This window comes from Spirosoma terrae, from assembly GCF_010435915.1.
In the GTDB taxonomy this organism is placed as follows: Bacteria; Bacteroidota; Bacteroidia; order Cytophagales; family Spirosomataceae; genus Spirosoma; species Spirosoma terrae.
The window spans coordinates 318,840-344,518 of sequence record NZ_JAAFZH010000004.1 but is presented as its reverse complement, the minus strand read 5'-3'; the positions used below and the strand labels follow the sequence as shown (position 1 = coordinate 344,518).

General features: G+C 47.9%; 22 protein-coding genes. 11 read left to right on the top strand and 11 right to left on the bottom strand.

The genetic code is table 11. The annotated features are described in order from the left end of the window. Positions 1–5 precede the first annotated feature (5 nt). Both GK108_RS11870 and GK108_RS11865 read left to right on the top strand, forming a co-directional pair. Positions 6–593 (top strand): carboxymuconolactone decarboxylase family protein, encoded by a 588-nt coding sequence (locus GK108_RS11870; RefSeq protein ID WP_163947872.1) that lies wholly within the window; start codon positions 6–8, stop codon positions 591–593. Between the two features lie 140 nt (positions 594–733). Then, positions 734–1,732, top strand: a complete 999-nt coding sequence (locus tag GK108_RS11865) for a c-type cytochrome (protein WP_163947869.1) — start codon at positions 734–736, stop codon at positions 1,730–1,732. Positions 1,733–1,818: 86 nt separating this feature from the next. Here the strand turns inward: GK108_RS11865 and hemH are convergent, their stop codons facing one another. Next, positions 1,819–2,880, bottom strand: a complete 1,062-nt coding sequence (gene hemH, locus GK108_RS11860) for a ferrochelatase (RefSeq protein WP_163947866.1) — start codon at positions 2,878–2,880, stop codon at positions 1,819–1,821. Positions 2,881–2,997: 117 nt separating this feature from the next. Continuing rightward, entirely contained in the window at positions 2,998–3,795 is a 798-nt protein-coding gene (locus GK108_RS11855) for a hypothetical protein (protein ID WP_163947865.1), read from the bottom strand. 167 nt (positions 3,796–3,962) lie between these two features. On the opposite strand from GK108_RS11855, the gene GK108_RS11850 reads away from it, so the two are divergent. Then, positions 3,963–4,910: a hydrogen peroxide-inducible genes activator gene (locus GK108_RS11850; protein WP_163947862.1), complete on the top strand. Its 948-nt coding sequence runs from the start codon at positions 3,963–3,965 to the stop codon at positions 4,908–4,910. Between the two features lie 214 nt (positions 4,911–5,124). Further along, the gene (locus GK108_RS11845; protein WP_163947859.1) at positions 5,125–8,220 is read left to right on the top strand and encodes a T9SS type A sorting domain-containing protein; all 3,096 of its coding nucleotides are present in this window, start codon (positions 5,125–5,127) and stop codon (positions 8,218–8,220) included. A gap of 129 nt (positions 8,221–8,349) precedes the next feature. On the opposite strand, the gene GK108_RS11840 is transcribed toward GK108_RS11845, so the two are convergent. The 3 genes from GK108_RS11840 to GK108_RS11830 form a co-directional block, all read right to left on the bottom strand. Further along, the gene (locus GK108_RS11840; RefSeq protein ID WP_163947856.1) at positions 8,350–9,183 is read right to left on the bottom strand and encodes a hypothetical protein; all 834 of its coding nucleotides are present in this window, start codon (positions 9,181–9,183) and stop codon (positions 8,350–8,352) included. Between the two features lie 81 nt (positions 9,184–9,264). Next, entirely contained in the window at positions 9,265–10,758 is a 1,494-nt protein-coding gene (locus tag GK108_RS11835) for a flavin-containing monooxygenase (protein WP_163947852.1), read from the bottom strand. Between the two features lie 48 nt (positions 10,759–10,806). Then, positions 10,807–12,117, bottom strand: a complete 1,311-nt coding sequence (locus GK108_RS11830) for an NAD(P)/FAD-dependent oxidoreductase (protein ID WP_163947849.1) — start codon at positions 12,115–12,117, stop codon at positions 10,807–10,809. A 220-nt stretch (positions 12,118–12,337) separates the two neighbouring features. Between GK108_RS11830 and GK108_RS11825 the strand changes: the two genes are divergently transcribed. The 7 genes from GK108_RS11825 to GK108_RS11795 all read left to right on the top strand — a co-directional run bounded on the left by GK108_RS11825 (position 12,338) and on the right by GK108_RS11795 (position 18,466). Further along, on the top strand, positions 12,338–12,952 hold the full coding sequence (locus GK108_RS11825) for an anthranilate synthase component II (protein WP_163947847.1): 615 nt from the start codon (positions 12,338–12,340) through the stop codon (positions 12,950–12,952). 12 nt (positions 12,953–12,964) lie between these two features. Beyond that, entirely contained in the window at positions 12,965–13,756 is a 792-nt protein-coding gene (locus GK108_RS11820) for an alpha/beta fold hydrolase (protein ID WP_163947844.1), read from the top strand. Between the two features lie 205 nt (positions 13,757–13,961). Continuing rightward, complete coding sequence (locus GK108_RS11815; RefSeq protein ID WP_163947841.1) at positions 13,962–14,630, top strand: CBS domain-containing protein; 669 nt, start codon at positions 13,962–13,964, stop codon at positions 14,628–14,630. 85 nt (positions 14,631–14,715) lie between these two features. Next, positions 14,716–15,591: an NAD kinase gene (locus GK108_RS11810; RefSeq protein WP_163947838.1), complete on the top strand. Its 876-nt coding sequence runs from the start codon at positions 14,716–14,718 to the stop codon at positions 15,589–15,591. A gap of 182 nt (positions 15,592–15,773) precedes the next feature. Next, a complete protein-coding gene (locus GK108_RS11805) occupies positions 15,774–16,802 on the top strand; it encodes a DUF6089 family protein (protein ID WP_163947835.1) in 1,029 nt (342 codons plus the stop codon). Between the two features lie 3 nt (positions 16,803–16,805). Continuing rightward, complete coding sequence (gene porG / locus GK108_RS11800) at positions 16,806–17,477, top strand: type IX secretion system protein PorG (protein WP_163947832.1); 672 nt, start codon at positions 16,806–16,808, stop codon at positions 17,475–17,477. Positions 17,478–17,671: 194 nt separating this feature from the next. Then, a complete protein-coding gene (locus GK108_RS11795; protein ID WP_212592782.1) occupies positions 17,672–18,466 on the top strand; it encodes a M23 family metallopeptidase in 795 nt (264 codons plus the stop codon). A 62-nt stretch (positions 18,467–18,528) separates the two neighbouring features. Here the strand turns inward: GK108_RS11795 and GK108_RS11790 are convergent, their stop codons facing one another. From GK108_RS11790 to GK108_RS11765, 6 genes are all read right to left on the bottom strand, one after another. After that, complete coding sequence (locus GK108_RS11790; RefSeq protein ID WP_163947826.1) at positions 18,529–18,735, bottom strand: hypothetical protein; 207 nt, start codon at positions 18,733–18,735, stop codon at positions 18,529–18,531. A gap of 3 nt (positions 18,736–18,738) precedes the next feature. Further along, on the bottom strand, positions 18,739–20,250 hold the full coding sequence (locus tag GK108_RS11785; protein ID WP_163947823.1) for a CCA tRNA nucleotidyltransferase: 1,512 nt from the start codon (positions 20,248–20,250) through the stop codon (positions 18,739–18,741). 40 nt (positions 20,251–20,290) lie between these two features. Beyond that, positions 20,291–20,839: an L-threonylcarbamoyladenylate synthase gene (locus GK108_RS11780; protein ID WP_163947820.1), complete on the bottom strand. Its 549-nt coding sequence runs from the start codon at positions 20,837–20,839 to the stop codon at positions 20,291–20,293. 89 nt (positions 20,840–20,928) lie between these two features. Continuing rightward, complete coding sequence (locus tag GK108_RS11775; RefSeq protein ID WP_163947817.1) at positions 20,929–21,453, bottom strand: GNAT family N-acetyltransferase; 525 nt, start codon at positions 21,451–21,453, stop codon at positions 20,929–20,931. 73 nt (positions 21,454–21,526) lie between these two features. Then, positions 21,527–24,208, bottom strand: coding sequence for an MGH1-like glycoside hydrolase domain-containing protein (locus GK108_RS11770; RefSeq protein ID WP_163947814.1), 2,682 nt, complete (start codon positions 24,206–24,208; stop codon positions 21,527–21,529). Positions 24,209–24,405: 197 nt separating this feature from the next. Continuing rightward, positions 24,406–25,581, bottom strand: coding sequence for a serine hydrolase domain-containing protein (locus GK108_RS11765; protein WP_163947811.1), 1,176 nt, complete (start codon positions 25,579–25,581; stop codon positions 24,406–24,408). Positions 25,582–25,679: the final 98 nt, after the last annotated feature.

Here is a 25,679-nt window from a genome sequence, read left to right as displayed (position 1 = left end):
ATCGCATGACAACGACACAAAACGATACGGTTGTATCACTGCTGGGCCTGGTAGGCCTCGATGCATCGGGCGAACATCCGGTGCTTGACGCCCTGGCTATTGCTGATCACCGATACTTGCGGGATCTGAAAATAAACGTTGGTAACGTACTGAACAGCAGCCAGACGCTGACCAGGAAAGAAACCACCCTTCTGGCTCTTTCGGTAGCTGTGAACGAAAAATATCAGCCACTGATTGATTCGTTGACCGCCCTGGCAAAACAGGAAGGTGCTTCAGAAGTTGAGGTGGCCGAAACAATTGCCTGCACATCGCTGCTAAGTACGAATAATGTGTTTTATCGGTTTCGGCACTTTGTTGGTAAAGACTACTACCAGCAAACTCAGCCCGGTATTCGGATGAGCATTATGATGAATCCCGTGCTTGGTAAAGAGTTTTTTGAACTAATGAGCCTGGCCGTATCGGCAGTAAATGGATGCGAACTCTGTGTTCGGTCGCACGAGGAGAGCGTACTGAAGCACGGCGCAACGGAAGCCCGTGTATTTGATGCTATTCGACTGGCTTCGGTGATTAAGGGTTTGATTACGCTTCTTTGATTCAACAAACTATAGATGAGAGCCGCTTCGATACGTTGAAGCGGCTTCTTTTGTTTTTGTGCTACCGCTTACACAGTTACGTAACGCCTTGTGGTTGTAATTCAGTAGTTTGGCTACTCTGAATTCCTCATAACCAAACGATGAAAAAAAGATTACTGAAGATCAGCTTAATTGCTGTTCTTGCCATTGTGGTACTGGCTGGTGTTGGCCTGACTTATGTTAAACTAGCACTCCCAAACGTAGGACCTGCTCCGGAAATAACTATTCAGTCAACACCTGAGCGGATTGAACACGGCCGTTATCTGGCCCTTCATGTTGCCTCCTGCATTGATTGCCACTCTGCCCGCGATTTTTCCAAATTGGCTGGCCCGATGGTACCCGGTACCGATGGAAAAGGTGGGGAGATGTTTACGCCCGAAATGGGTTTTCCCGGTACGTTTTACTCCCCCAACTTAACGCCTGACCATTTAGGGGACTGGTCGGATGGCGAACTATTCCGCGCGATTACAACTGGGGTTAGTCGCGATGGGCACGCCTTGTTTCCGGTAATGCCGTATCTCACCTTTGGCAAGATGGACCCCGAAGATATTAAGGACATAATTGCTTATTTGCGAACACTAAAGCCTATCAAAAATACGGTTGCTGTGTCGCAGCCCGAGTTCCCGATGAACTTTATTCTGAATACGATTCCAGCGAAAGGGGAAGGGAGTAAGCGGCCAGATACCACCGATCAGTTAGCGTACGGAAAATACGTTACTACGTTTGCTTCCTGTATTGAGTGCCATACGCAGGTTGATGCACAGGGTCAATTAGTGCCTGGGATGGAGTTTGCGGGTGGACGAGAGTTTCCTATGCCATCAGGAACAGTACGATCGATGAATATCACGCCGGATAAATCGGGTATTGGTTCGTGGACGAAAGAACAGTTTATTGCTCGCTTTAAGTCACATGTCGATCCGAAAACACCCGCTGTTTCAGTAGCTGAAGAAGGCTTCAACACCATCATGCCGTGGACCATGCTGGGTGGTATGAATGAAAACGATTTGGGGGCTATCTATGATTATCTGCGTACTATTAAACCAGTCGTCAATAAAGTAGAACGGTTTACCCCGAAGCCCAAACTGGTTGCCAGTCGATAGGGGTTAATGCTCGGTTTGATGATCGATACAACAAAAGATCCCGTTACTTCAGTAACGGGATCTTTTGTTGTATGATACGTATCAAATCAGGCAGTTTTAATCAGATCGACCAACGTTTCTATCCAGATCGGATTATCGTTCAGGCTCTCAACCAGTTGCCAGTGTTTGCCTCCCGCAGACTCAAATAGTTCTTTATATTCTACGCCGACCTCGATGGTTGTTTCCAGACAATCGGCTACGAACGAAGGAGAAAAGGCCAGTACGCTTTTAACACCTTTGGCACCGAGTTCACGAATCACGTCGTCGGTGTAAGGTTTAATCCAGGGCGTACGGCCCAGTCGAGACTGAAAACACGTCGTATACTTGCCTTCAGGAATGCCGAGCTGCTGAACCAGCAAACGGGTTGTGTCAAAACACTGGGCTCGGTAGCAGTGTTGATTCATCGCATGGTAGGAATCGCAGCATGTACCAAACTGACAGACTTTGTGCGTTACGTCACCCTTGGTGATCTGGCGCTCGGGAAGACCGTGGTAGCTAAAAATGAAGTGTTCGTAATCGTACGAGGCCATGTATTTCTGACCTAGCTGAACGAAGCCTTCAATAAATTTCGGATGATCATGGAAGCGATTGATGAACCGGATGGATGGAATAACCTGCCAGTCTTTGACAATATCCATTACCTTTTCGTAGACAGAGCCCGTTGAGGCCGATGCATATTGCGGGAAAAACGGAACAACAACAATTTCTGTCAGGCCAAGGCGCTGAAATTCCATCAACCCGGTTTCAATGCTTGGGCTTTGGTAACGCATGGCCAGTTTTACTACGTAGTCGTCGCCCAGCGCTTTCTGCAATTCTTTCTCAACAATGAAGCCATAGTATTTTAAGGGAGAGCCGTTTTCGGTCCAGAGTTCCTTATATACCTTGGCTGACTTAGGGGCCCGAAATGGAGCGATTATGCCGTTAATGAGAAGCGTACGCTGAACGAGTGGAATATCGATAACGCGTCCATCCATTAAAAATTCACGCAGATACTTGCGGACATCGGGAACAGAAGGGCTATCGGGAGTACCGAGGTTGACAATGAGAATGCCCGTTTTGCCCGGCGATTTTACCCGGACAACGGGAGGCTGTAAAACAGGTGATTCCATGTTTTGGAAAACCGTGATTGGATGTAGTTAGTTTGCGTCTAAAGCCAGATCACTTACTCTGGAGCGCTGAAGCCACAAAGGTAACTATTGATTAAGACAAAGTGTAGCCAGATGCCATTAGGGTGTATAACGAACTTGTGGATAACGGCTTAGATCCGTTCGGTTAAAGTCACTAAATACCTCGCCCGGTAGTCCGGAAAAGACCATAATGTCGGTGATTTTGTGAAGGTCTCGTCGGCTGGGTAGCAGCAACGTACCGTATTGCTGATAATCGGTCAGCGAGTAGGTAGCGCCTGGCTGTTTATCGGCTAACTTGCGGTAAGAAGCATACTGAGTAATCAGTCGGGTGCTTTTATCAACCCATATTTTGTATTTAGTGGCCGGGGTTTGAGCTGCCTGCGGGAACGTAACCAGCAGTGCATCAGCCAGCTTCCCTTCTTTTGTATAAGCATCGCCCAGATACCGTAAAGATACCCCCGTATCCTTCAGTTTAAAGGGCATGAAAAGCCAGTACGTATCAGCTGCCCAGTCGTGTATGCCTTTCCTGACATATTTAATAACCGTATCCGGCTGGAATACTTCGCTGCCGTTTTGTGAAACGATTCCCTGGTTATTGTTGAGGTTGAGCAGAACCGTTTGATCATTGTATAGGTTGTCGATACGAACATTGCCGACCTGTTTATCCCACACAACTTTTCGGATTTCCATAAAATTCCAGGTAACGTAACGCGTGTTTTCCCAGGCTTTGCGGCCGCCGGCGGCCTGCAGTATTTGGTCGGCAATAAGTACTGCCTTAGCATCAACAGGCAAAAATGTGTCTCCTGAACGAGCAAAAGATCCGATTTGTATTGGTTGGGTGAAACACATGCTTCCGCCAATCAATACCAGAAGTAAAAAATGGGGACGTAGCTTCATGGGTTAGCGAAAAGTTTTCTTTACTAAAAGTCATAAATGATACGTATTGTTTGACTTGATAGGAATTAGATTTGCATAAATTTTAATGATGCCCGCAACAGGTGAAGTAAATCGGACTAATTCGGTTTCGATACGCTCACTACGTTGTCTATCTACCTTACCTATCAATGACGCTTTCTCAGCTTGACTACATTGTTGCGGTCGATACGCACCGCCATTTTGCAACAGCCGCCGACCATTGTCACGTTACGCAACCGACCCTGAGTATGCAGATTCAGAAACTGGAAGATGAACTCGGTATTCTGATTTTTGACCGATCCAAGCAACCCGTAATTCCGACGGAAGCCGGGCAGGCGGTGCTGGCTCAGGCCCGCGAAGTGCTCCGGGCGGCTCGTCGTATACCTGAAATCGTTAACGAATCGAAAAACGATTTTCAGGGCGATCTTAAAATCGGGATCATTCCAACGTTGGCTCCCTATTTACTGCCGTATTTTATTGGCGAGTTTATCGGTAAATATCCGGCTATTTCAGTCCAGATACAGGAAATGGTAACTGAGCAGATCATCGAACGACTCCGAAATGGATTGATTGATGTTGGATTGGTTGTAACTCCGTTGCTGGAAAACGGAATTACCGAAATCCCGTTGTTTCAGGAGCCTTTTGTGGTGTACACGTCAGAGTCGCATCCACTTTCTAGCGTTAGCCAGGTATCGCCTGGTGATCTACATTCAGAAGGTCTTTGGTTATTGACGGAAGGCCATTGCTTCCGGAATCAGGTCATTGATATTTGTGGCGCTGACCGAAAAAACAACAGTAACACCATCCTGCGCTACGAAACGGGTTCGCTCGAAACACTGATCAAGCTGATTGAAAAACAGGAAGGTTTTACCTTGTTGCCTTATCTGGCTACGCTCGACATGGACGAGGCACGTAGCACTCGTATTAGACCATTCAATGAACCCGTTCCAGTACGCGAGGTCAGTTTAGTTATGCACCGGAGTTTTTTGAAGCGGAAGCTCATAAACGCACTCAAACACGAAATTTTAGCGCATTTGCCGCAGGAACTGATGGAAACGGAGACGATAAAAGGCCAGGTTGTGCGTGTCAGTCGTTAACAAAATACCCTAAAAAAAGGTATAGAGCTAGAGCGCTGACTAGTAAGTAGATAGCTTTACAATGCTAAAAAAGGGCGTTTCGTCTTGAAGACGGGCTTTTTGGCAGAGTTTATATTTGCTTCTCGGATCATTCTCAGATACCATAAACCCTTGCTGTATGTTTCAACGTTTGTGTTGGCTATCCTCTTTTTTACTGATATCACTCATTGCTCCAATGGTACGTGGACAAAGCATTATAACCAATCCACTGAGCGTAATATCGGCATGCCCCGGTACGAGCATAGACGTAACCTTTACAACAGATAGTCAATACAATAGCGGAAACCTGTTTACTGTCGAACTCTCCGACGGGAGCAGCTATAAAGCAGTGCCCAGCGGTGTTGCCCGAGTCATAGAAACCAACCGGATCACGGCCATTTGGCGGGTTCAGGCAACGATTCCGACCAGCACCTCTGCCGGAAGCGGCTACCAAGTACGGGTGTCGGCAAGTAGTCCGGCGGTAACGGGCCTACCGGCGTCTACATCGCTGACAGTCCGATCCATTTCACCGGCGCCGACAACGGCAGCGGTGAGTTTTTGTCAGAATACGCCCCCCGTCTCTCTGTCGGCAACGACGGTGAGCGGAGGAAGTCTTACCTGGTATACGTCTGTTTCTGCCGTCACGGGCTCATCGACAGCGCTTCAACCAAATACAGCGGCCGCCGGTGTTCAAACGTACTACGTAGCGCAAACAGTCGGGAGTAGTTGCGAGAGCCAGCGTGTACCGTTAGTGGTAACTATTAAAGAAGCACCAGCGGTACCAACGGTACCTAAAGCAACGTATGCATATTGCCAGAATGCTCCGGTTGAATCACTAACGGCGACGGGACAAAATTTAAAATGGTATTCCGCGAGCACGGGTGGCACCAGCTCGACAGTGACTCCGGCCATTAGCACGACGGCGACGGGACAAAGCAATTACTACGTTAGTCAGACGGTAGATGGGTGTGAGAGCGCACGAGCCGCTATTGCTGTGGTGGTTAATCCAGCGCCGACAGCACCAACCACCGCGACACTAAGCCCAGCCTATTGTCAGAACGTACAGGCATCGGCTTTGGTAGCGAGTGGCCAAAACCTTAAGTGGTATCGAACGGCAACGGGTGGAACGTCGCTGGGAAGTAGTTACATCCCCCGGACTGATTCGGTTGGCAGTTTTACGTATTACGTTAGCCAAACGGTTGGCGGCTGCGAGAGTTCGCGAAGTAGTGTTACGGTAAACGTATCGGCGCAGCCCGCCCGTCCGGCTATTGCTAATACGCTTACGTTGTGTCAGCGGGCTACCTCGACAACATTAACTGCTACTGGAACGGCATTGACGTGGTACGATAGTGCTGGTGGGGTTCTTAGCGCAGCTCCAATTCCTTCTACCGAGTCTACGGGTACAGTTAGTTATTCTGTTACGCAAACCGTAAATAATTGCGAAAGTCAGCGCTCAGAGATCAAAGTTATTATTAAGCCAACTCCGGCGGCTCCCGGAACGGCAGCGCTGGCCGTTTGTCAGAATACGCCGAGTCAGTCATTGTCGGCCACAGGGCAGAATCTACGGTGGTACACAACAAGTACGGGCGGAACGAGTACGACGGTAACGCCAACGATCAGTACAACCACAGTAGGGCAGGAGACGTATTATGTAAGTCAGGTGGTCGACGGATGTCCGAGTCCACGAGCTTCGTTGGTCGTAACGGTAAAACCAGTACCGACGCTTCCGACCGTAACGTCGACAACTGTCTGCCAGTTTGCGGAAGCCAGACCCGTAACGGCCACTGGTCAGAACCTGACCTGGTATAATGCCGAGGGCACGCCATTGACGTCGGCTCCAACCCCAGTCACCGATAAAGGAGGCTCCTTTACCTATCTGGTATCGCAGCGGGTTGATGGCTGTGAAAGCAATAAAGCATCGCTATCGGTTACGATTGCAACAACGCCTACTCCAACTGTCAATACGCCAATTGTTGAAATTTGTCAGGGAGCTACGCCAGTTGCACTCGAAGCCAGTGGTCAGAATCTGCGTTGGATCGACCCATACGGCAACGTAACGACAACGGCTCCTGCACCGCCGACATTGAATGGGACAATCAAGCCAGAAGGCGATATTTACTACGTAACGCAGACAGGCTCCAATGGGTGCGAAAGTCCTAGATTAGCTATTCGGGTGTTTGTGCAAACACCACCAACGATGTCTATTTCGGGAACAACAGTAGTAAATCTGGGCCAGGAAGTGCCACTTAAGCTCAGTTTTACGGGCGTTGGGCCGTACCGGTTCAAATTATCGAATGGGTTAAGCGGTACCAGTATCCAGGATACCACCATTCTGGTTTTACCAGAACGTACTACTGTTTACCAGGTGGCAGAAGTGGCCAACAAATGTGGAGTTGGCTTGCCAGGCAATGGGGCTTCGGTAACCGTAACGGTAACTGTGCCTGTTATTCAGACGCTTGGTTTAACCAGCGCCACCATTTGTGCCGGTACAAGCTTATCGGCTCGATTCATTACGGCGGGTTCGTTTAATCCGGGTAGCGTTTTTAAACTGCAAATGGCAAAGGTGGAGTCTGATACGTCGAAAGCCGTGTTTAGCGATGTGGTAAGTGGCCAGGCCGAAAATGGTCAGATAACGGGAGCGATTTCGGCAACTACAGCCGGAGGTCGTTACTGGGTACGTATAGTGGCAACGAACCCAAAAATCCCTGTCAATGGATTTATCAGCCCGACCGTACTAACCGTTCGTTCCTTAGCAACGGCTACGTTGAGCGGGAGTCAGAACTTATATGAAGGCCAGCCAGCCAGCCTGACCGTTGCTTTTACAGGGGAGGGCCCCTGGCGGTTTTCGTATCGGGATAGCTCGGCGACAACGGCAATAACCCGAACTGCAACGGCAAATACAACTCCTTTTCTGCTGGAAGCCCGGCCGAGCAGAACCACTACGTATTATTTAACCAGTGTTAGCAACGATTGCGGTGTGGGTACAAAAGTGAGTGGTTCGGCATTGGTGAGCGTCATACCGCTTCTGTCCATAGAAGATGAGTCATTGGACCGGGCCGTTGATGTGTATCCGATTCCGGCTACCACAACATTAACCGTGCAGATCAATGGATTGAAGTCGACGCAGCCCGCTATCCTGCAACTTATTGATTTGTCGGGTCGAACGGCCCTACGCCAGGAAACTCGTCAGGTGTTGTCTACTTTATCGGTAGAAAATTATCCGGCTGGTACGTATGTGTTACACATTCAGGTTGGCAATCGTACGGCTTCCAGACGTATCGTCAAACGTTAGGTGTACTGAGTAGAAATATTGTCTCAGACAGCATCTTGCTGTCTATATAAGTGAACGGCCTTGTTAGTTGCTAGTGTAATCCAGACAGCAAGATGCTGACTGGGACAACCCCATTACATACCGATACGTCTAATGAATTTGCTGGGTTTTTTTTCGGCTGCTACGTTCCAGCCGTTGATAGGCATGAGCAAACGGTTCGCCATTGGCAATTACTGTTGCCAGGGCAGGAACCCCTGGTTGGCCAACTACGCTGAGCCAGCGGGTTACTTCCTGGGCGGCCGTCTGATACGCCAGCATGACATGCGCATAGTCGCCCGAAAAAAAATCGCGGGTGGTTTCCAGATCCGTTAGTTTGATCATGGGTCTGGCCGGAAACGATAAGGGCATCTCTTCGGGAAACAGGTTGTTGTCGGTTTGTGTCGTATCTGGGTGCTCCCAGGTCGAAGGGCTGCTAAACCGGTAATCAACCATAAGGGCAAGCCCTTCGTTAAACCATTGAGGAATCTGACGCTTCACCTGCCACCAGCCCAGCCGGGCGAATAACTCATCGTGACAGAGTTCATGCGCGATTACGTCGGTGTTGTTTCCGTCCGGGCCAAGAACCAGATAGGAGTCGCCCCAGGGCGTTCCAACGCTACAGCCTGCGCCTTCGCCACCCACGCAATACTGCTGGTATTCATCCTGGGTAGGGCAGTAGATTAAAATGGCTGTTCCTTGTTTTTTACCCCAGAATTTTTTGATCCGATGGTAGGCCGCCTGTATGTGTTGCTGTAGTTGCCGTTCCTGGTTAGGTCGGGCCAAACGGCTAATGTAGATTCCGCTTGACCGATGGCCCAACAACCGGAACGAGTCCGATTGGTCGATACGTATGCAACGCACTACTTGGGGATATAACAACAAAAAGCCAATCGGAAGAGCAATTAGTAGCGATAGAACATAACGTAGTAAGACTCGTTTCCGCATGAATACTGGGGAAAACTCATGGCTTGTAAGGGTTCAGCGAAATACGTAGTAAGCCGTGAGTTTTCCTAAAACTTTCCACAGTTAACACGCCATAGAGGGCGAAGGTTGCCGACATGGTACAATGTCGTAATCGGTTACGTTAACCCGGCGGGTTGCCTTCCGATAGTCGAGCGTAAGACCCGGCCAGATAGAACGGTTTTGGTTTTTAGAATCAAGGTACCAGCTTCTACACCCCGAAGCCCATACCGTTTTAGCTGTTTTCTGCTGGATGATCGCATTGTAGTGCTTCTGAGCCTCCGGCCTGACATCCAGAAACGTGTTTTTCCCTGTTTTATCGAGCTGCTGAAGGTAGTCGATTGCGTAGTTAACCTGTGATTCAATCATGTGAATAATTGAATTATGGCCAATGCCTGTGTTTGGCCCTGTCAAAAATAACAGATTTGGGAAGCCTGAAATCGTGGTTCCATGATAGGCTTCGGCACCCTGATTGATCCATTGGTCGAAGAGATTTTGACCGTACCGGCCAATAATCTGCATGCGCCCAATCATGCCGGAAACCATAAAGCCTGTTCCAAAAATAATAGCATCGACCGGCCGCTCGATACCAGCTTTGTCGACAATACTGTGCGGTTTTATTTCGGCTATACCATTAGTTTCCAGCGCTACGTTTGAGCGGGTCAGGGCAGAATAATAGTCGTCCGAAATAAGTACTCTTTTGCAGCCAAGTTTGTAATCGGGTGTTGCCTTCTGGCGTAGAATAGGGTCTTTAATGGCTTGTTCGAGGTGTTTTTTTGCCCGTTCTCTTCCAATTCGGTTGAATAGCTCATTGCCAAGAAAAGATAGACCGTTCAGTTCATTACGCCAGTAAATCCAGGAACGATACGTTTTCTGCGCCAGCGGCAAATGCCGAAAAAGGGCCAGTTCCGTTGCTGAAATGGCTCGATCTTCACGCGACATGACGTAAGGTGCTGTTCGCTGGAAAATAGTAAGCTGATCGACAATTGGCGCAATCTGCGGGATAAATTGAATCGCACTGGCTCCTGTGCCAATAACAGCTACGCGCTTTTGCGTGAGATCGTACGAAGAATCCCACTGGGCGGAGTGAAATGTTTTACCCGCAAACGTATCCAGACCTGACAATTTGGGAATAGCCGGGCGATTAAGGGGGCCAACGGCTAAAATAACAACTCGTGCTGTTGTTGACCGACCAGCCCGGTCGGTGAGTGTCCAACGACCCGTTGCTGTTGAGAACTCCGTTCGGAGAATTTCGGTATTGAAACGAATCGAAGCCGCTAACTCATAGTGGCTGACTACCTGCTTGAGGTAATCTAGTATTTCGGGTTGAGTCGCGTAGGTGCGAGACCAGCCTGGGTTTGGCGCAAAAGAAAACGAGTAGAGATGCGACGGAATATCGCAGGCGCAACCAGGATAGATGTTCTCTCGCCAGGTTCCGCCTACCTCGCTGGCCCGCTCAATAATGACAAACGATTTCGTTCCTTGTTTTTTCAGTCGAACGGCTGCGGCCAGGCCAGCAAAACCGGCTCCAATGATAGCCACATCAACGGCTGTTTGCATAGAGTATGTCAATAGCTACTAGTAAATGGCAGAAAATACTGCCTGATTTTATTGTTTACGAATCATGTCGGCTACCATACGGCCAGTTTGCATGGCTGCATTCAGAGATGGGTAAGCCGTTTGATCGCCACACTGGTAGAGCGTATCGGATAGTTTTAATAGTTCATGAATAGCATCCGTCCCCGCCCGGTCTGGAGTATAGGAAGGTAAGGCTTGTGGAATGTGATAGGTTCGCAGGTGGCGCCAGTTCTTGACCGAATCACCAAACCATTCACCTAGTTCCTGCCGAACTTTCTGTTCCAGAGCTCCCAGGTTCACGTTTTCCAAGCCCTGAGTACTTACCGAAATTAAGGTCTGTCCTGGTGGGGCATAGTCCGGAGAAATATCGCTCAGGATTGCTACGTTATGTACGGCTGAACTTCGATTGGTGTTTAACACCAATAACTTTTGCTTCTCGATGGGTGGTAGTGCGTCGGACGTAGCAAAATACGTACAGGTTGTATGCGTAAAAGCGCTGGCCGGCATACTCGGGCGGCCGAGCAGAACAGCGGCCTGAGCAGCATCTACTGCCAGTACAATGGTTTGAGCCGTCAACGTTTCGCCATTGGTTAAATACACAGAAGAACCGTCAATACGGGAAACAGCAGCATTGAGCCGGATTTGATTGGTAGCCAGTCGGCTGGCTAACTGATCGGCTATTACTCCAATGCCCTTTGCTGGAATGGCGGCCTCGCCCGTAAAAAAAAGACGAAAGCAAAACTCAAAGAAATTACTGGATGTCAAGAGGGCATCTTCCAGGAAAACACCGCCAAAAAATGGTCTGAAAAAGCGTTCAATGATTTGGTCAGAAAAGCCAGCTTCCCGAAGGAAAGTAAGGGTGGTAGTTGGCGTTTGCTGGAACAGCTCACTCATCGATAAACTTTGCGTTCGACGTATCAATTCTACAATTCGGACTTTATCGCTGATCGTTCCCACCGAAGAGGCCAGGGTACGGAAGGTGGAGAGGGGCTCCTGAAAAGGGTTCAGAAGGGTAAGCCAATCGTTTTGATGGCGAATGAGCGCCCCTGATCGAAACGGTTTTAAATCAAGTTCCGAATAATTAAGCAGACGTTGTGCTTCGGGATAAGCCGTGAGCAGAATTTGAAAGCCCCGATCGAGCCGGAATCCGTCGACAAGGTCCGTACGGACCCGTCCGCCAATACCGTCCGTTGCTTCGAGAATCAGGGCGTTGATTCCAGCCTGTTTGAGATAGACAGCACAGGTCAGACCGGCTATCCCGGCGCCTATAATAATCACAGATGGTTCTGTTGTGGTTATATCAGTATGATTTTTCGTATGAACAGGCAAATTTGTAGACATATCGAAAGAACTTAATTTACTGAGTAAACCTCAAAATTAGCCGTTCGGCCGATTGTTCATTCGAAAATCCAATAAAATGTCTGGTATTTTTTTTATATGTATTGGATTTTTTAAGGATAATAAAAAAATAATATTCTGATAATCAATGTATAGTGAAACTGGTTTGATGCTTTTTTTTAGGAGTTGTTAATTTTGTTGCGCCAGATTGTGTTATACTTGTATGAATCTGTTGGTGGTCGATAATTTTGACTCATTTACCTACACACTGGTTGATTATTTACACCAGGCGGGTGGAAACTGCTATGTGGTGCGAAATAATGAGTCGATACGTCGATTAACCAGTTTACCGGTCGATGGGGTTGTGTTGTCGCCAGGACCAGGCCGGCCAGCGGAGGCAGGTCGGCTGATGGAGGTAATCGATTTTTATCATCGTCGGCTACCAATGCTCGGTGTTTGTCTTGGCCATCAGGCTATTGGCGAATACTTCGGGGCTACGTTAGCAGCAGCGAATCGGCCGATGCACGGTAAAGTATCGTCCATTCAGGCAGCAACTGATGAGGTATTGTTTCAGGGAATGCCCGATCGGTTCAACGTAACGCGGTATCACTCGCTAGTGCTGCGGAGCCTGCCCGATTCGTTGGTTGCAACGGCTGTTACCGATGAGCAGGAAATTATGGCGCTACGTCACCAGACATTGCCTACAAAGGGTGTTCAATTCCATCCGGAGGCCGCTTTAACAGAATTCGGAGTACAACTTTTAGTAAATTGGATTAATTTTTTAAAATTTAGTAGAGTTCAGCAGGAAAACTCAATTATGTTTGAGGCACTGCACTAATTACAGCATCGTATGGGCTATCAGATTCGAGAAGAAGCAGGGTTTCGCTACGTAGATGAGGGACAAGGAGACGTGTTGTTGTTGCTACATGGCTTGTTTGGCGCACTTAGCAACTGGGACGGTGTTATTAACGAATTTTCTGGTCGATATCGAGTGGTTATTCCGATGATGCCGATTTACGAAATGCCGATTCGTGAAGCTAGCCTGGAAGGTCTTGTTGCTTTTATTGAAAAATTCGTTCAGCAAAAGCAATTGACGGATCTGACATTGCTGGGCAACTCATTGGGTGGTCATCTTGCCTTGTTATATACCTTTAAACACCCCGACCAAGTTCAGCGATTGGTGCTGACGGGCAGTTCGGGTCTGTTTGAAAACGGCATGGGTGGGTCCTTCCCGAAGCGAGGCAGTTATGATTATATTGCTGAGCGGGTTGCTTACACGTTCTACGATCCTAAAGTTGCTTCGAAGGAATTGATTGATGAGGTGTTTGAGATCACGAGCAGTATTCCGAAATGCATGAGTATTGTGGGTATTGCCAAGTCGGCGCAACGCAACAACGTCGCTAAAGATTTGTATAAAATCAACGTACCAACGCTACTGGTGTGGGGACTTAATGATACCATTACGCCCGCCGAAGTAGGGTATGAATTTAATCGGCTTATTGCTCATTCTGAGTTGCATTTTATTGATAAATGTTGCCATGCTCCGATGATGGAACATCCGGGCCGCTTCAATGAATTGCTCAATGACTGGCTGACCCGATATCCCGTTGTTGACGAGTCTTTATCTGTCGAAAGCCTGTAGTAAAAGCAGCTGTTAGGAGTTTATCAAGAGTTATTTGTATTCTTTTAAAAGCATTTTTACTGCTTTTACGGATCGTAATGAATTGTACTCTACTGATAAACAGGTGTCTACTAAATAATGAAAACTGTTTTTCGCTAATTTTTGGAAACTATGGTAGATTTTCTGTAGTTTTCTGCCATACAGTTTCTCTTAAATATCAATTCGTATGCTGGCTGCCGAACTCATAGATCCGATGCTTCCAGCCCTGAAACCGAGCGATTCTGTCGGGCAGGCGTTGGATTGGATGCAGGAACATCGCATCGGTCAACTTGTGCTGACCGACCAGGGGGAATACCGGGGTGTGGTTAGTGAAGAGCTGCTGATGGATGTTGCTGATATAGACCAATCCGTAAGCACTGTAATGCGTTTATTTGAACAGACCTACGTATATGACGACCAGCATCTGTATGAAATTATGGCGCTGATCATTCAGCATCGTATGGAGGTTGTGGCGGTATTAAACGAAGGACGTGAATTTTCAGGAACCATTTCAGCGAACGAACTGCTGAAGCAGTTTGCTCAGGAACTAGGCGTTCAGGAAGCAGGTGCCATTCTGATCTTGAGCCTGAATGAACGCGATTACTCGATGACAGAAATCAGCCGCCTGGTTGAATCGAATAACGTTAAAATCATCAGTAGTTATTTCTCCAGTGCAGCCTACGGAATGCCCGATCGTTCACGATTGACGCTAAAACTTAACCGTCGGGATATTACACCCGTTATTTCTACATTTGAACGCTTCGGCTATCAAATCGAAGCAGCCTTTGCTAATGCCCCGGTCGAGAGTATCGATCAGGAGCGTCTCGATTCGTTGCTCCGCTACCTCAATACCTAGTTTCAACGTTTCAGTTTTCAGAGATAAAGCAGTTTTTTGCTAAAAATTGAGAACTGCGCCGACTAGTCGGTGAAAACCTTTGTTCATGAAAATCGCCATTCACGGGCGCAACTTTCCCGAGAAAGCCCGGCCATATATTCAATCTATGTTCGACGAGCTGGCCAAGCGCCAGGTCGAAGTTGTACTCTCCGAAGTTTACCGCGAATTTCTGGATAATGCAGTCGTTGCACATAACAGCAACGCTACGTACAAGACCGAAGAGGGCATTGCCGACGTCGATTTTATCTTTAGCCTGGGCGGTGACGGAACGCTTTTGGACGCTGTGACTCACGTTGGCCCTCAGCAAATTCCGATAGTAGGCGTAAATATTGGTCGTCTGGGCTTTCTGGCCACAGTTGCTCCGCCTTCCATCCGTCTCATGATTGATGCCTTGTTCAACGAGCAGTATAGCATCGATGAGCGTGCATTAGTAGGGGTTCGGTCGAACCCGGACATATTTGGAAACCTGCCATTTGGTCTGAACGATTTTACGATTACCCGGACGCAGACCTCCTCAATGATTACGGTACATACGTATCTCGACGGCGAATTTTTGAACTCATATTGGGCGGACGGAATCATCGTGTCTACACCTTCGGGTTCTACGGGTTATTCGTTGAGTTGTGGTGGGCCGGTATTGTTACCCCAAACCAATAATTTTATTATCACGCCCATCAGTCCACATAATCTTAACGTACGGCCCATGATTGTGATGGATACCTGCCAGCTGGCATTTGAGGTTGAAAGTCGAAGCGGAAATTTTCTGGCTGCACTCGATTCCCGCTCCGTCACCGTTGACGTATCGGCGCGGATAAGTGTTCAGAAAGAGGCCTTTAAAGCTCGTCTGGTGAAACTCAACGACGATAATTTTTTGAATACACTACGTAGTAAACTGAACTGGGGCTGGGATATCAGAAACTAAGTGTTGACAAGAGCTGTCGCGTCCAAACAGCCATCCTGAAGTAGTAGGGCCATATCCTGGCACTCTCTTTGCTGATCCATAATATATTTTTCGACCAGGTTTTCCAATAAAACCGGCTCCATAGCCGTTTCGGAATTGGTTGACTTAACGGGAAACCAGGTTGATTCACGAAACCTAACCACATGAAGCGATACCATTATCTGGCAGCTAGTATTCTGACAGGGATTTCTCTGCTCAGTAATACGTCAGACAGTAAGGCCCAGCGGAGGCCTAACACAAATTTTGTTCCTTATTCGTCGGTGAGTTTTGGAGTAGGTTCATCACATTACTACGGCGATCTGGCGGGTTATCGCCAGTTTATCCGCGCTACGTACATCATGCCGCGTTGGAATCTAGGACTGGGTTATACGCGCCAGTTTACCCCCCATTTTGCGGCTCGTGCCATGTTTACCTGGGCTCGTATAGCAGGAGACGATTATACATTCAATAAAAATAATATTGAAAAGAACCTCGTACAATATGCCCGTAACCTACACTTTCGCAATGATTTGAAAGAGTTCGCTGTCTCGGGAATCTACAACTTTGTCGCCGATGGTCGAAATTCTAATGTTCGGGCAAAGTTAACACCCTATCTTTTTGGTGGGGTCGCTTTGTTAGCTCATAGTCCTGAAGCGCGTACACCGGTAGCTGAAGAAGCTGCTCCTTACGAAGCACAAAAATGGGTTAAACTGCAACCGCTGCATACCGAAGGACAAGGGCAGCCCGGTTACGATAAGCCCTATTCGCTGGTTACAGTAGCTATTCCTGTAGGAATTGGTTTGCGGTACCGATTGAACGAAAACTTTAACCTTGGTTTTGAACTAGGCTATCGCTACACCTTTACGGATTACTTGGACGATGTGGGTGGGCCTTATGCCGATCCGTCAGTGTTGCAAGGGTTAGCTACAAAAATGGCTGATCGTCGGACGCAGCATTACGATTCGCGGTATAAGAACCCTGTTGAGAGATATCAGGTTCTTGTCGATTTATACAATAACCCTTCAACGAGTCCAGAGTTAAAACAGCAAATTAGCGACGCTCTTCAAACAAATGCGGTACCCCGAGGGTCTGCAAGCAATATTTTAGGCTTCCTGAATGATGGATACGTACTGACAAGCTTCCAGATTCATTATATTATTCCGACTAAGATTAAGTGTCCGCCTATTCGATAAACCGTGGGTAAAACGCAATTATATACGGCCCGACTGCTTGTAGTCGGGCTTTTTATCAGCTTCGGCGCGAGCGCCCAAAAAATGGAGGTTGGTGGAGGATTAGGCGGTATGCTCTATAAAGGAGACGTATCGACGCATCTGAATCCACGCTTCTATCGACCAGCGGGCAGTTTATTCTTTCGGTATAACGCTACGCGGTCATTTTCGATGCGGGCCGGAGCTGCCATTGGTAGCTTTCAGGCTGAGGATCGGTTTAGCAACGACCCGTTGCAACAGGCGCGCGACTTCTCGTTTCGAAGTACAACCAGCGAACTAACCGTCGATCTGGAGTATAATTTCCTCAATTATAAAGCTACACCGAAAGCAAAAAACTGGACGCCATACGTATTTGCCGGGATAGGTCTGTTTAACTACACGAATCATGTGGTTAAATCGAGAGGGCAACTTAATTTTCCATTAGGCGTCGGGTTCAAATACGAAATTAAACGTCCCTGGAGTGTAGGCGTAGAGTTTGGAACTCGATTTACAACAAATGACTATTTGGATGGTCTAGGTGAGCGTACGTTTGGTGTTACAACCAATAAACTCGCTCAGGGTAATCCGGTACTTAATGATAGTTATACGTATACGGCCATTACAGTAAGCTACACCTTCTATAAAATTTTCTGTCCCTAGTCTCCCTGGCTCCAGCTTCTGATTTGAGCAAAAAACTAAACTCATTCCAGAAAAGCGATTACCACTTCAACATGATCATAACGTAGCAGACAGGGGCCGCTGACGAAATGATTCGATGTGCATACGATCTACTTTATGTATTTTTGAGCCTGTAACTTAAAAATGAGTTAGTGAAGATCGATTTATTATTGTTCATGCGATTCGTGGGTTTAGTTGTGGCAGTGCTGGCTGGAAGTGTTAACGTAGCATCGTCGCAGATAATGGCTGATTATTCATCAGAAGATACCACCCTGTATGAGTATTGCAGCCAATACCAAATACTGTACACCAAAATTCGTGAGCAAACCATTACACCCGATTCGGCCCGGCAAGAGTTTAGCGCTATTATGCGCGGTCTTCAGAATCGCTTTCGTAGCTCCGAAACTATCCCTAGCGATAGCGCTCAACGGGATAGTTTACGCCGTTTAGGGACATACTTCTCATTTCCGATTCGGGGATACACGACCAGTGCTATCGGTGGTTCGCATGGCGAAGGCTATCGGGGAAATGGATTTGACCTGTTCGATTATGCCGTGCGAGGAAGCCATCCGGCACAGGATATTTTTGTGGTCGATCGCAATCAGGATAATATTGATGACAAGACTGGACAGCCTGTAGATATATTGGCCATGAGTAGTGGCCTGGTGCTGGCGATCGAAACGGATTGGCACCCCGGCTCAGAGTACCGGGGTGGTAACTGGATTTGGATTTATGACCCTATTTTGAACGGCCTGTTTTATTATGCTCATAATAACCAGGTTGATGTTAGACCGGGACAATGGGTTCAGGCCGGGCAGAAAATTGCGGAGATGGGCCGATCTGGCTATAATGCTTACAAAGCACGTTCCCCAACACATCTCCATTTAATGTATCTTCAGATTCAGCCTGATGGTTTGCCTCAACCGCTCAATACGTATTCCTGGCTTTTAACGGCAAAGCTGTCAAAATGATGAATGCAATAGGGCGCAGGTCGTATAAAAAACCTGTTCCCAGATTGCACAACCCAGGTCATTCACGATTCGCGTACTAAATTAACGCCGGTGACCAGGAATATCATACCAACAATGAATGGAGCTGCCGCTTCAGCTTTTGATACGGTAAGACCCAATACGGGTTTCTTGTTCGATAGAAAGGCTATAAGCGCAAATAGTATGACAACTACGCCCAGAATGGTCAGCGATGCGCCAAAAAAACGTCGGAAATTAGTTCGATTCTCCATTGTTCAGTTTATAGATTTTTCATCTTCAGGTGATAGGGAATTCAGGCTCAGTTCAGACAGTGTCTTTACGGCTGTTAATCCTTGTTTAGCTCCTTCTGCCACCAGGTAGGGAAAAGCTGCTTCCAGATTATTAGGAACAATACCGTCGAGAATAGCTTCCCGGATAACTGTTTTTAGCTCCCCAACTTCCCGAGATGGCATTAAGTTAAATGTTTCCATGATCAGCTCACCAGTAATAACCGGTTGGAAGTTACGTAGTTTGTCGCGCTCTTCCAGATCATGAAGTTTTCTTTCTACCCGGTCGAAATTGCGCAGATGTTTCTGTACTTTCTCGTAATTCTTCGACGTAATATCTGCCCGGCACAGGGCCATTAAGCCGTCAAGATCGTCACCGGCATCGACTAGTAATCGACGTAGCGCCGAATCAGTAATCTGCTCTTTCGTTAAGGCAATAGGGCGGAGGTGCAGCCGAACCAGTTTCTGTACGAAACGCATGTGCTCATTCAGGGGCAATTTCATTGTTCTGAAAATACCAGGTACCCAGCGAGACCCCATATCTTCGTGACCGTGAAACGTCCAGCCTACTTTTTGGTCGAAACGCTTGGTGGCTGGTTTCGCAATATCGTGTAATAGTGCTGACCAGCGTAACCATAGTTCATTTTTACGCAACTCTTCCGATTGGTCGGTTCGATTGGCAATATTGTCGAGAACCTGTAATGTATGATAGAAATTGTCTTTATGACCTTTCCCCTCAATTGTTTCAACGCCTTTCAGCGCAACCAGTTCCGGAAAAATCCGATCCAGCAAGCCAGCATGATAGAGCAGTTTGAAACCGTACGATGGCGTTGGCGATAAAATGATTTTATTCAATTCGTCCGTTACGCGCTCGCGTGAAACAATGTCGATACGTTCGCTCATGCGAATGATAGCATCGAACGTATCAGGTTCAATATCGAACGTTAACTGACTCGCAAAGCGGATGGCCCGCATCATACGTAACGGATCGTCCGAAAACGTAATATCCGGGTCGAGGGGGGTACGAATAATCTTTCGTTTAATGTCCTTTAGCCCATCAAATGGATCAATAAGCTCACCAAAGCCGTTTTGTGTGTTTAGGCTGATTCCCATGGCGTTGATCGTGAAATCCCGGCGATTCTGGTCGTCTTCCAGTGAGCCATCTTCAACAATCGGTTTTCGGGAATCGCTACGGTACGATTCTTTGCGGGCACCTACGAATTCAACCTCCCATTCGTCGCCATTATCCTGACTGGTACGTAGCATAGCCGTTCCGAAATTAGGGAACACAGATACTTTCGTTCGTAACGTTTTGCCTACGGCTTCTGCCAGGGTGATGCCACTTCCAATACAGACGATATCAATATCTTTTGATGGGCGCTTTAATAATAAATCCCGTACAAAGCCGCCAATCACATACGCCTGTACGCCTAGTTGTTCTGCTTCGCGGGCGATGAGCGGAAAGATTGGATTTTTAGTAAGAGTGTCGCTAAAATTCATTGTTCTGATAAATGACTATTCGTAACGGGAATAATCATTCCTATTTTCTGATAAAATGTACCTCACCGCCGGTTCCCAGCTGCATAATTCGAGATCGACGGGGCATAGCTGGTAAGAGACCAAACCGTTCTTTTACCACCCCGTCGGCGGCTGGTGGAAGCTGTAGAGATTCGAACGGTATGCTGAGTAAACCACGGCCAAAACCACCAATTAATCGCTGGATATCTGTATTTAACGATCGCCGAACGGCTATTTCTCTAGTTTTTGCTGCGGCCTCCTCCGATGCATAGAGCATTGGGGATACATTCTTGCCTTGCTCATACACAACCGTAAGCGGATTTTCGGCAAATTCGACCAGGTCATAGGCAATCTCCGGTACTTTCGCTACGTAGAGAATCAGTTGATCAGTATTTTGAATAATTACCGTTGGCCGCTGGTAGGCAGGCAAAGAAGCTGTGAATGGTAGCAGTTCTGTAACGGCAGAATCGTTAATTGGGTCGCATACAATCGACCAGCCAGTTTCGTCAGCAAGGGCTATCAGATGGCCTTGACGAAGTAGATACGTAATATCGCGGATGCTTGCGCTCATAGTCAATGAATCCGCAAAAATACGGCAAGTTTAGCAAAACCGCATTGGAACTGGCAAATGGTTTTGAGAAAGAGCGCGCTGAGAGTAGATTACTGTTTTGGACGTACTACTTTCCATTGCCAGACGGGACCTTCGTTGGGGTCGTCGAACGCATCATTAAATCGCATGCCGCATTTCTCGAGAACACGCACCGAAGGGTTCATTTCGGCCAGTGTGTGGGCTTGAACGATCTTTACGTCTGGATGCTTAAACGCGTTATCAATCAGCCCCTGTGCCGTTTCGGTTGCTAGTCCCTGATTCCGATAGCCGGGGTAAACCTCATACCCAATCTCGACCATACCCGATTGATCGGGCTTGCCCTTATAACCCCCAACTCCAACAAGTACCTTCTCGGCGCGGTGTATGAATAAGTAAAGCCACCAGGGGCCTTCGCTGGCATCATCGGCCAGTACGCCATGGGTATATCGAAATATATCCATACCAAATTCGCTCAAAATTTCCGGAACCTGTATCGATAAATGGGCCGCCAGATCGCTGGAACCGGCAAAAAGTGCTTCGTAGGTATACAGGTCAATAGGCAAGAGGGTTAACCGTGCCGTCGTGATAGGAGACATGGACAGACTGGAGGCAAATTGGTAAAAGCTGAAGTCCGTACGAGGAAGATTACGTACGGACTTCAGTTCGTTGCTACTTATTTTTTTCGGCGTTTGTAATGGATACGCTTTCAGATTGATACTTATACCAATACTCGATCAGATCGGCCACGAGGCCAGTCCAGCCGGTTTGGTGATTGGCACCCAGCCCAGCGCCGTTATCGCCGTGGAAATACTCATAGAACAGATACAATCCCTGGAAATTGGGATCTTTTTGTAGCTTTTCTTCGAATCCATACGCCGGTATACGACCATCGGACCCGCGCCGGAAAATATTGATCAGCCGTTCGGTTACGAGCATCGTTGCGTCTTTTATGCTCATAACCTGCCCTGAATTGGTTGGGTATTCGACTTCGAAATCATCGCCATAATAGTGGTAAAACTTGATGAGTGAGTCGATGAGCAGGAAGTTTACCGGAAACCAGATTGGGCCCCGCCAGTTGGAGTTACCGCCAAACATGCTCATTTCTGATTCGGCCGGAACGTAGCGTACCTGGAAAATTTCGCTGTTAAGCTCAAACTGGTATGGATTCTTCTCGTGGTATTTCGATAAGGCACGGATACCGTAGTCCGACAGAAACTCTGTTTCGTCGAACATCCGCTTCATAATCATTTTCATCCGATGGCCACGTAGCAGACTAAGCAGGTGCGTTTCGCCTTTGCCGGGTTCGTGCCAACGCGAAATGAGCGAAGCCAGGTCTGGCCGATTGGTTAACACCCATTCTACCCGACGTTTGAAATCAGGTAGTTTCGACAATAGCTCTTCGTCCAGAATTTCGACCGCGAAAAGCGGGATAAGGCCAACCATGGAGCGAATTTTGAGTAGTCGGGCGTTCTGGTCTGGCGTATGCAGTACGTCATAATAGAACTGGTCGACCTCGTCCCACAGGCTGATATTGTCCTTACCCAGGTTATTCATAGCCGCTGCTATGTGCAGGAAGTGCTCGAAAAACTTACTCGCCATGTCCTGATACGAAGGGCGGGTGAGTGAGATTTCGCAGGCAATTCGGAGCATATTGAGCGTATACATGGCCATCCATCCTGTACCGTCGGCCTGTTCAATACGTCCGCCCATCGGCAGAGGTTGCGACCGGTCGAAGACCCCAATATTATCCAGGCCAAGGAATCCTCCGCCAAAGATGTTGTTCCCAGCAACATCTTTTCGGTTGACCCACCAGGTGAAATTCAACAGCAGTTTATGGAAAACACGCTCCAGAAAGGCCACGTCACCAATACCGTTCAGGTCGCGGTCGATCTCGTAAACTTTCCAGGTTGCCCAGGCATGCACCGGAGGGTTCACGTCGCCAAAATTCCATTCGTAGGCGGGAATTTGTCCGTTTGGATGCATGTAATACTCCCGCAGAATAACCGCCAGTTGCCGTTTAGCAAAGTGTGGGTCAAGGCGGGCCAGGGTTAACGTATGGAAAGCCAGATCCCAGGCCGCAAACCAGGGATATTCCCATTTGTCGGGCATCGACAAAATGTTGGCTGTATACATATGCCGCCATCCTTCATTACGTGCATACACTCTACCCTGGAAAGGGACCGGCATTTTAGGATCACCTTTCAGCCATTCGTTGACGTTGTAATAATAAAACTGCTTATTCCAGAGCATCCCGGCGTAAGCCTGCCGCTGAATATCCAGCAATTCCGGGTCTGTTACGTTCTTTTGCAGATCACCAAAAAACGCATCGGCTTCTTTTAATCGCTTCTCCCAGATTGTATCGAAATCCTCGAATGGCTGCGTCAAATGCGTCTGTTCACTAAAACGAAGCCGGATGCTGATACTACTACCAGCCGCTACCTGACGTACGTATTGAGCCGAGGCTTTCGTACCGATCTGGTTTGGATTGATAAACGTCTTTTTACCGCCTGAAACGATATAATTATTAATCGCATCCTTCGGGTATTTGGTTGAGTTGGGCCGACCGTACAGACGCTCCGTGTTGGTTTCATTTTCGCAGAAAAGCAATGCATCGGCATCTTCACAGTAGAGCTTGTATTTGCCTAACTGTTTGTGGTTGACTTCAATTTGCCGATTACCGATACCGTTAAGCATGGGTCGGGCATTGTATTGTTCGTAGCCCCAGGACCACGTATTACGGAACCAGATAGTAGGAAGAACGGTAATTGGCGCTGGTTTGTCACCCCGATTATGAACCGTAATTTTTACTAGCCAGTCGTTCTGATCGGCCTTAGCGTACTCGATATAAATATCGAAATAGTCATCATTGTTAAAGATACCGGTGTCGAGCAATTCAAACTCCGGGTCCTGCCGACCCCGACGCGATGTTTCGATAACGAGTCGGTTATAAGGGAACTCCTGCTGTGGATATTTGTACAGCATTTTCATGTAGGAATGAGTTGGCGTACTATCCAGATAGTAATACAACTCCTTCACATCCTCGCCATGATTCCCCTCCGGCCCCGACAGGCCAAATAGCCGTTCTTTGATAATATTGTCTTTGTGGTTCCAGAAGCCCAGTGCAAAGCAAATATGGCCTTTATTATCAGAGATGCCACCAATGCCTTCTTCCCCCCAGCGATAGGCCCGTGAGCGAGCCATATCATGGTTTACATAGTTCCAGGCATCGCCATAGGGGCTATAATCCTCGCGGACTGTTCCCCAAGCTCGTTCAGAGAGATAAGGTCCCCATTTTTTCCAGCCTTTGTTATCGGCTCGTTCATAGATACGTTCGCGCTCTGCGTTTGGCATTGTGTTGTACGGTAGGTTCAGAATTTGTTTAGACAGACCAAGTTTACACCATTATAGAAGAAAATACTAAGACGTGCAATACCATCATTAAGTCATAAGAAGCCGAATTGTTTATGTATTTTTTACATTACTATTTGTCTTTCAGGAATTTATCAACTGATTTCTTTCTTTGGCCACATGGAAAAGATTTCGTCTCATTATTTTTTGACTGCTGCCAGCACGCGTTTAATCAGTTCGTTAGGACTTCCATTATGCCAGCGCCATACAATCACGATGTCGTGTTCGGGGTCGATCCAGATGGTGTTTGATCCGGCTCCAATGGCTGCAAAGCTAGTTGATGGTGCATCTGGCCAGGCTTTTTTGCCAGTCTGGCTGGTTCCCGTATTCAACCACCACAGGTAGCCGTAGTCTGGGCCGAAAGGGCTGGGAGCTGTGGCCTGTTTAACCCAGTTTGGCGAAACAAGTTGTCGGTTCTCCCAACGACCCTGACGTAGGAACAGATAACCAAAACGCGCTTCATCCCGTGTATTGATCCAGAGGCCGCCCCCCCAGCGTGTTCCACCACTAACGGATGGCATTTGTTTTCCATCGACATCCGCTACTGCGTTTGGATAAGGAATGTATTGCCAGGTGTTCGATGCACCAATCGGGTTCATAATTTCATCCCGCACTACGTCGGGGAGTGGTTTCTTCCATAACCGGAGCAAGGACAATGCCAGTCTGTTGATACGTACATCGTTATATTCATAGTACGAACCCGGTTTTTGCAGGGCTCTAGGCTTACGTTCTCCTTTTCCAAAGGCTTCTTTGCCGATAAAGTTGCTGTTTTTACCCCAGAGTGAGCCTTCCCATTCGGTTGTTTGCTGCAAATGCTGTTCCCACGTAATTGGCTTATTCTGGTCTGATTCGTAGCCGCCATCGTGGATGAGGTTACGTACCGGCCCATGAATGTCGGGAATCATGCCGCGCTCCAACGTAATGCCCGTAACGGTCGAGAGCACACTTTTGGCAACACTGTAGGTAGGATCTGGGCGTTTAGTGTCGCCCCATTCGGCTACGATGTAGCCATTCCGTAGTACAATGCCGTTAGTGGCTGCCCGGCTGGTTGGCATTGGCCCCAGCAGTTTGCCAAAGATCTCTTCCTGCGTTGAAAAATTGGGAGTCATCTGCGTCGTTTCCTGGGTTTTGGCGAAAGCTACCGCTTCCTGGAGCAACGTAGCATCCATACCTACTTTTTCCGGCGCTATATGAGCCCAATTGTCTCCTTTGGGTGGGAAGTAGGTGGTTGAGGTCGCTGCTGGCCGATGGCAGGCTGACAGCGTAACGAAAACGGAGAGAAACAGAGTGAGCTGTTTAGAAAGAGAAAGTGGCATATGTGTTGTTGAATGAGTGATTCGGGCAAAGTTACTGCCTTTGAAAACCAGGGTCGAAGTTAGACTATTTGACCTAAAAGCACCGTAATCTGATTGGA

Excerpts from the sequence above, each read along its gene's own strand:
- GK108_RS11770 (WP_163947814.1), bottom strand. The coding sequence starts at position 24,208 with ATGCCAAACGCAGAGCGCGAACGTATCTATGAACGAGCCGATAACAAA.
- GK108_RS11825 (WP_163947847.1), top strand. The coding sequence starts at position 12,338 with ATGAATCTGTTGGTGGTCGATAATTTTGACTCATTTACCTACACACTG.
- GK108_RS11830 (WP_163947849.1), bottom strand. The coding sequence starts at position 12,117 with ATGTCTACAAATTTGCCTGTTCATACGAAAAATCATACTGATATAACC.
- GK108_RS11805 (WP_163947835.1), top strand. The coding sequence starts at position 15,774 with ATGAAGCGATACCATTATCTGGCAGCTAGTATTCTGACAGGGATTTCT.
- GK108_RS11850 (WP_163947862.1), top strand. The coding sequence starts at position 3,963 with ATGACGCTTTCTCAGCTTGACTACATTGTTGCGGTCGATACGCACCGC.
- GK108_RS11820 (WP_163947844.1), top strand. The coding sequence starts at position 12,965 with ATGGGCTATCAGATTCGAGAAGAAGCAGGGTTTCGCTACGTAGATGAG.
- GK108_RS11870 (WP_163947872.1), top strand. The coding sequence starts at position 6 with ATGACAACGACACAAAACGATACGGTTGTATCACTGCTGGGCCTGGTA.
- GK108_RS11835 (WP_163947852.1), bottom strand. The coding sequence starts at position 10,758 with ATGCAAACAGCCGTTGATGTGGCTATCATTGGAGCCGGTTTTGCTGGC.
- GK108_RS11780 (WP_163947820.1), bottom strand. The coding sequence starts at position 20,839 with ATGAGCGCAAGCATCCGCGATATTACGTATCTACTTCGTCAAGGCCAT.
- GK108_RS11865 (WP_163947869.1), top strand. The coding sequence starts at position 734 with ATGAAAAAAAGATTACTGAAGATCAGCTTAATTGCTGTTCTTGCCATT.
- GK108_RS11845 (WP_163947859.1), top strand. The coding sequence starts at position 5,125 with ATGGTACGTGGACAAAGCATTATAACCAATCCACTGAGCGTAATATCG.
- GK108_RS11840 (WP_163947856.1), bottom strand. The coding sequence starts at position 9,183 with ATGCGGAAACGAGTCTTACTACGTTATGTTCTATCGCTACTAATTGCT.
- GK108_RS11855 (WP_163947865.1), bottom strand. The coding sequence starts at position 3,795 with ATGAAGCTACGTCCCCATTTTTTACTTCTGGTATTGATTGGCGGAAGC.
- GK108_RS11765 (WP_163947811.1), bottom strand. The coding sequence starts at position 25,581 with ATGCCACTTTCTCTTTCTAAACAGCTCACTCTGTTTCTCTCCGTTTTC.
- hemH (WP_163947866.1), bottom strand. The coding sequence starts at position 2,880 with ATGGAATCACCTGTTTTACAGCCTCCCGTTGTCCGGGTAAAATCGCCG.
- GK108_RS11795 (WP_212592782.1), top strand. The coding sequence starts at position 17,672 with ATGCGATTCGTGGGTTTAGTTGTGGCAGTGCTGGCTGGAAGTGTTAAC.
- GK108_RS11775 (WP_163947817.1), bottom strand. The coding sequence starts at position 21,453 with ATGTCTCCTATCACGACGGCACGGTTAACCCTCTTGCCTATTGACCTG.
- GK108_RS11810 (WP_163947838.1), top strand. The coding sequence starts at position 14,716 with ATGAAAATCGCCATTCACGGGCGCAACTTTCCCGAGAAAGCCCGGCCA.
- GK108_RS11785 (WP_163947823.1), bottom strand. The coding sequence starts at position 20,250 with ATGAATTTTAGCGACACTCTTACTAAAAATCCAATCTTTCCGCTCATC.
- GK108_RS11815 (WP_163947841.1), top strand. The coding sequence starts at position 13,962 with ATGCTGGCTGCCGAACTCATAGATCCGATGCTTCCAGCCCTGAAACCG.
- GK108_RS11790 (WP_163947826.1), bottom strand. The coding sequence starts at position 18,735 with ATGGAGAATCGAACTAATTTCCGACGTTTTTTTGGCGCATCGCTGACC.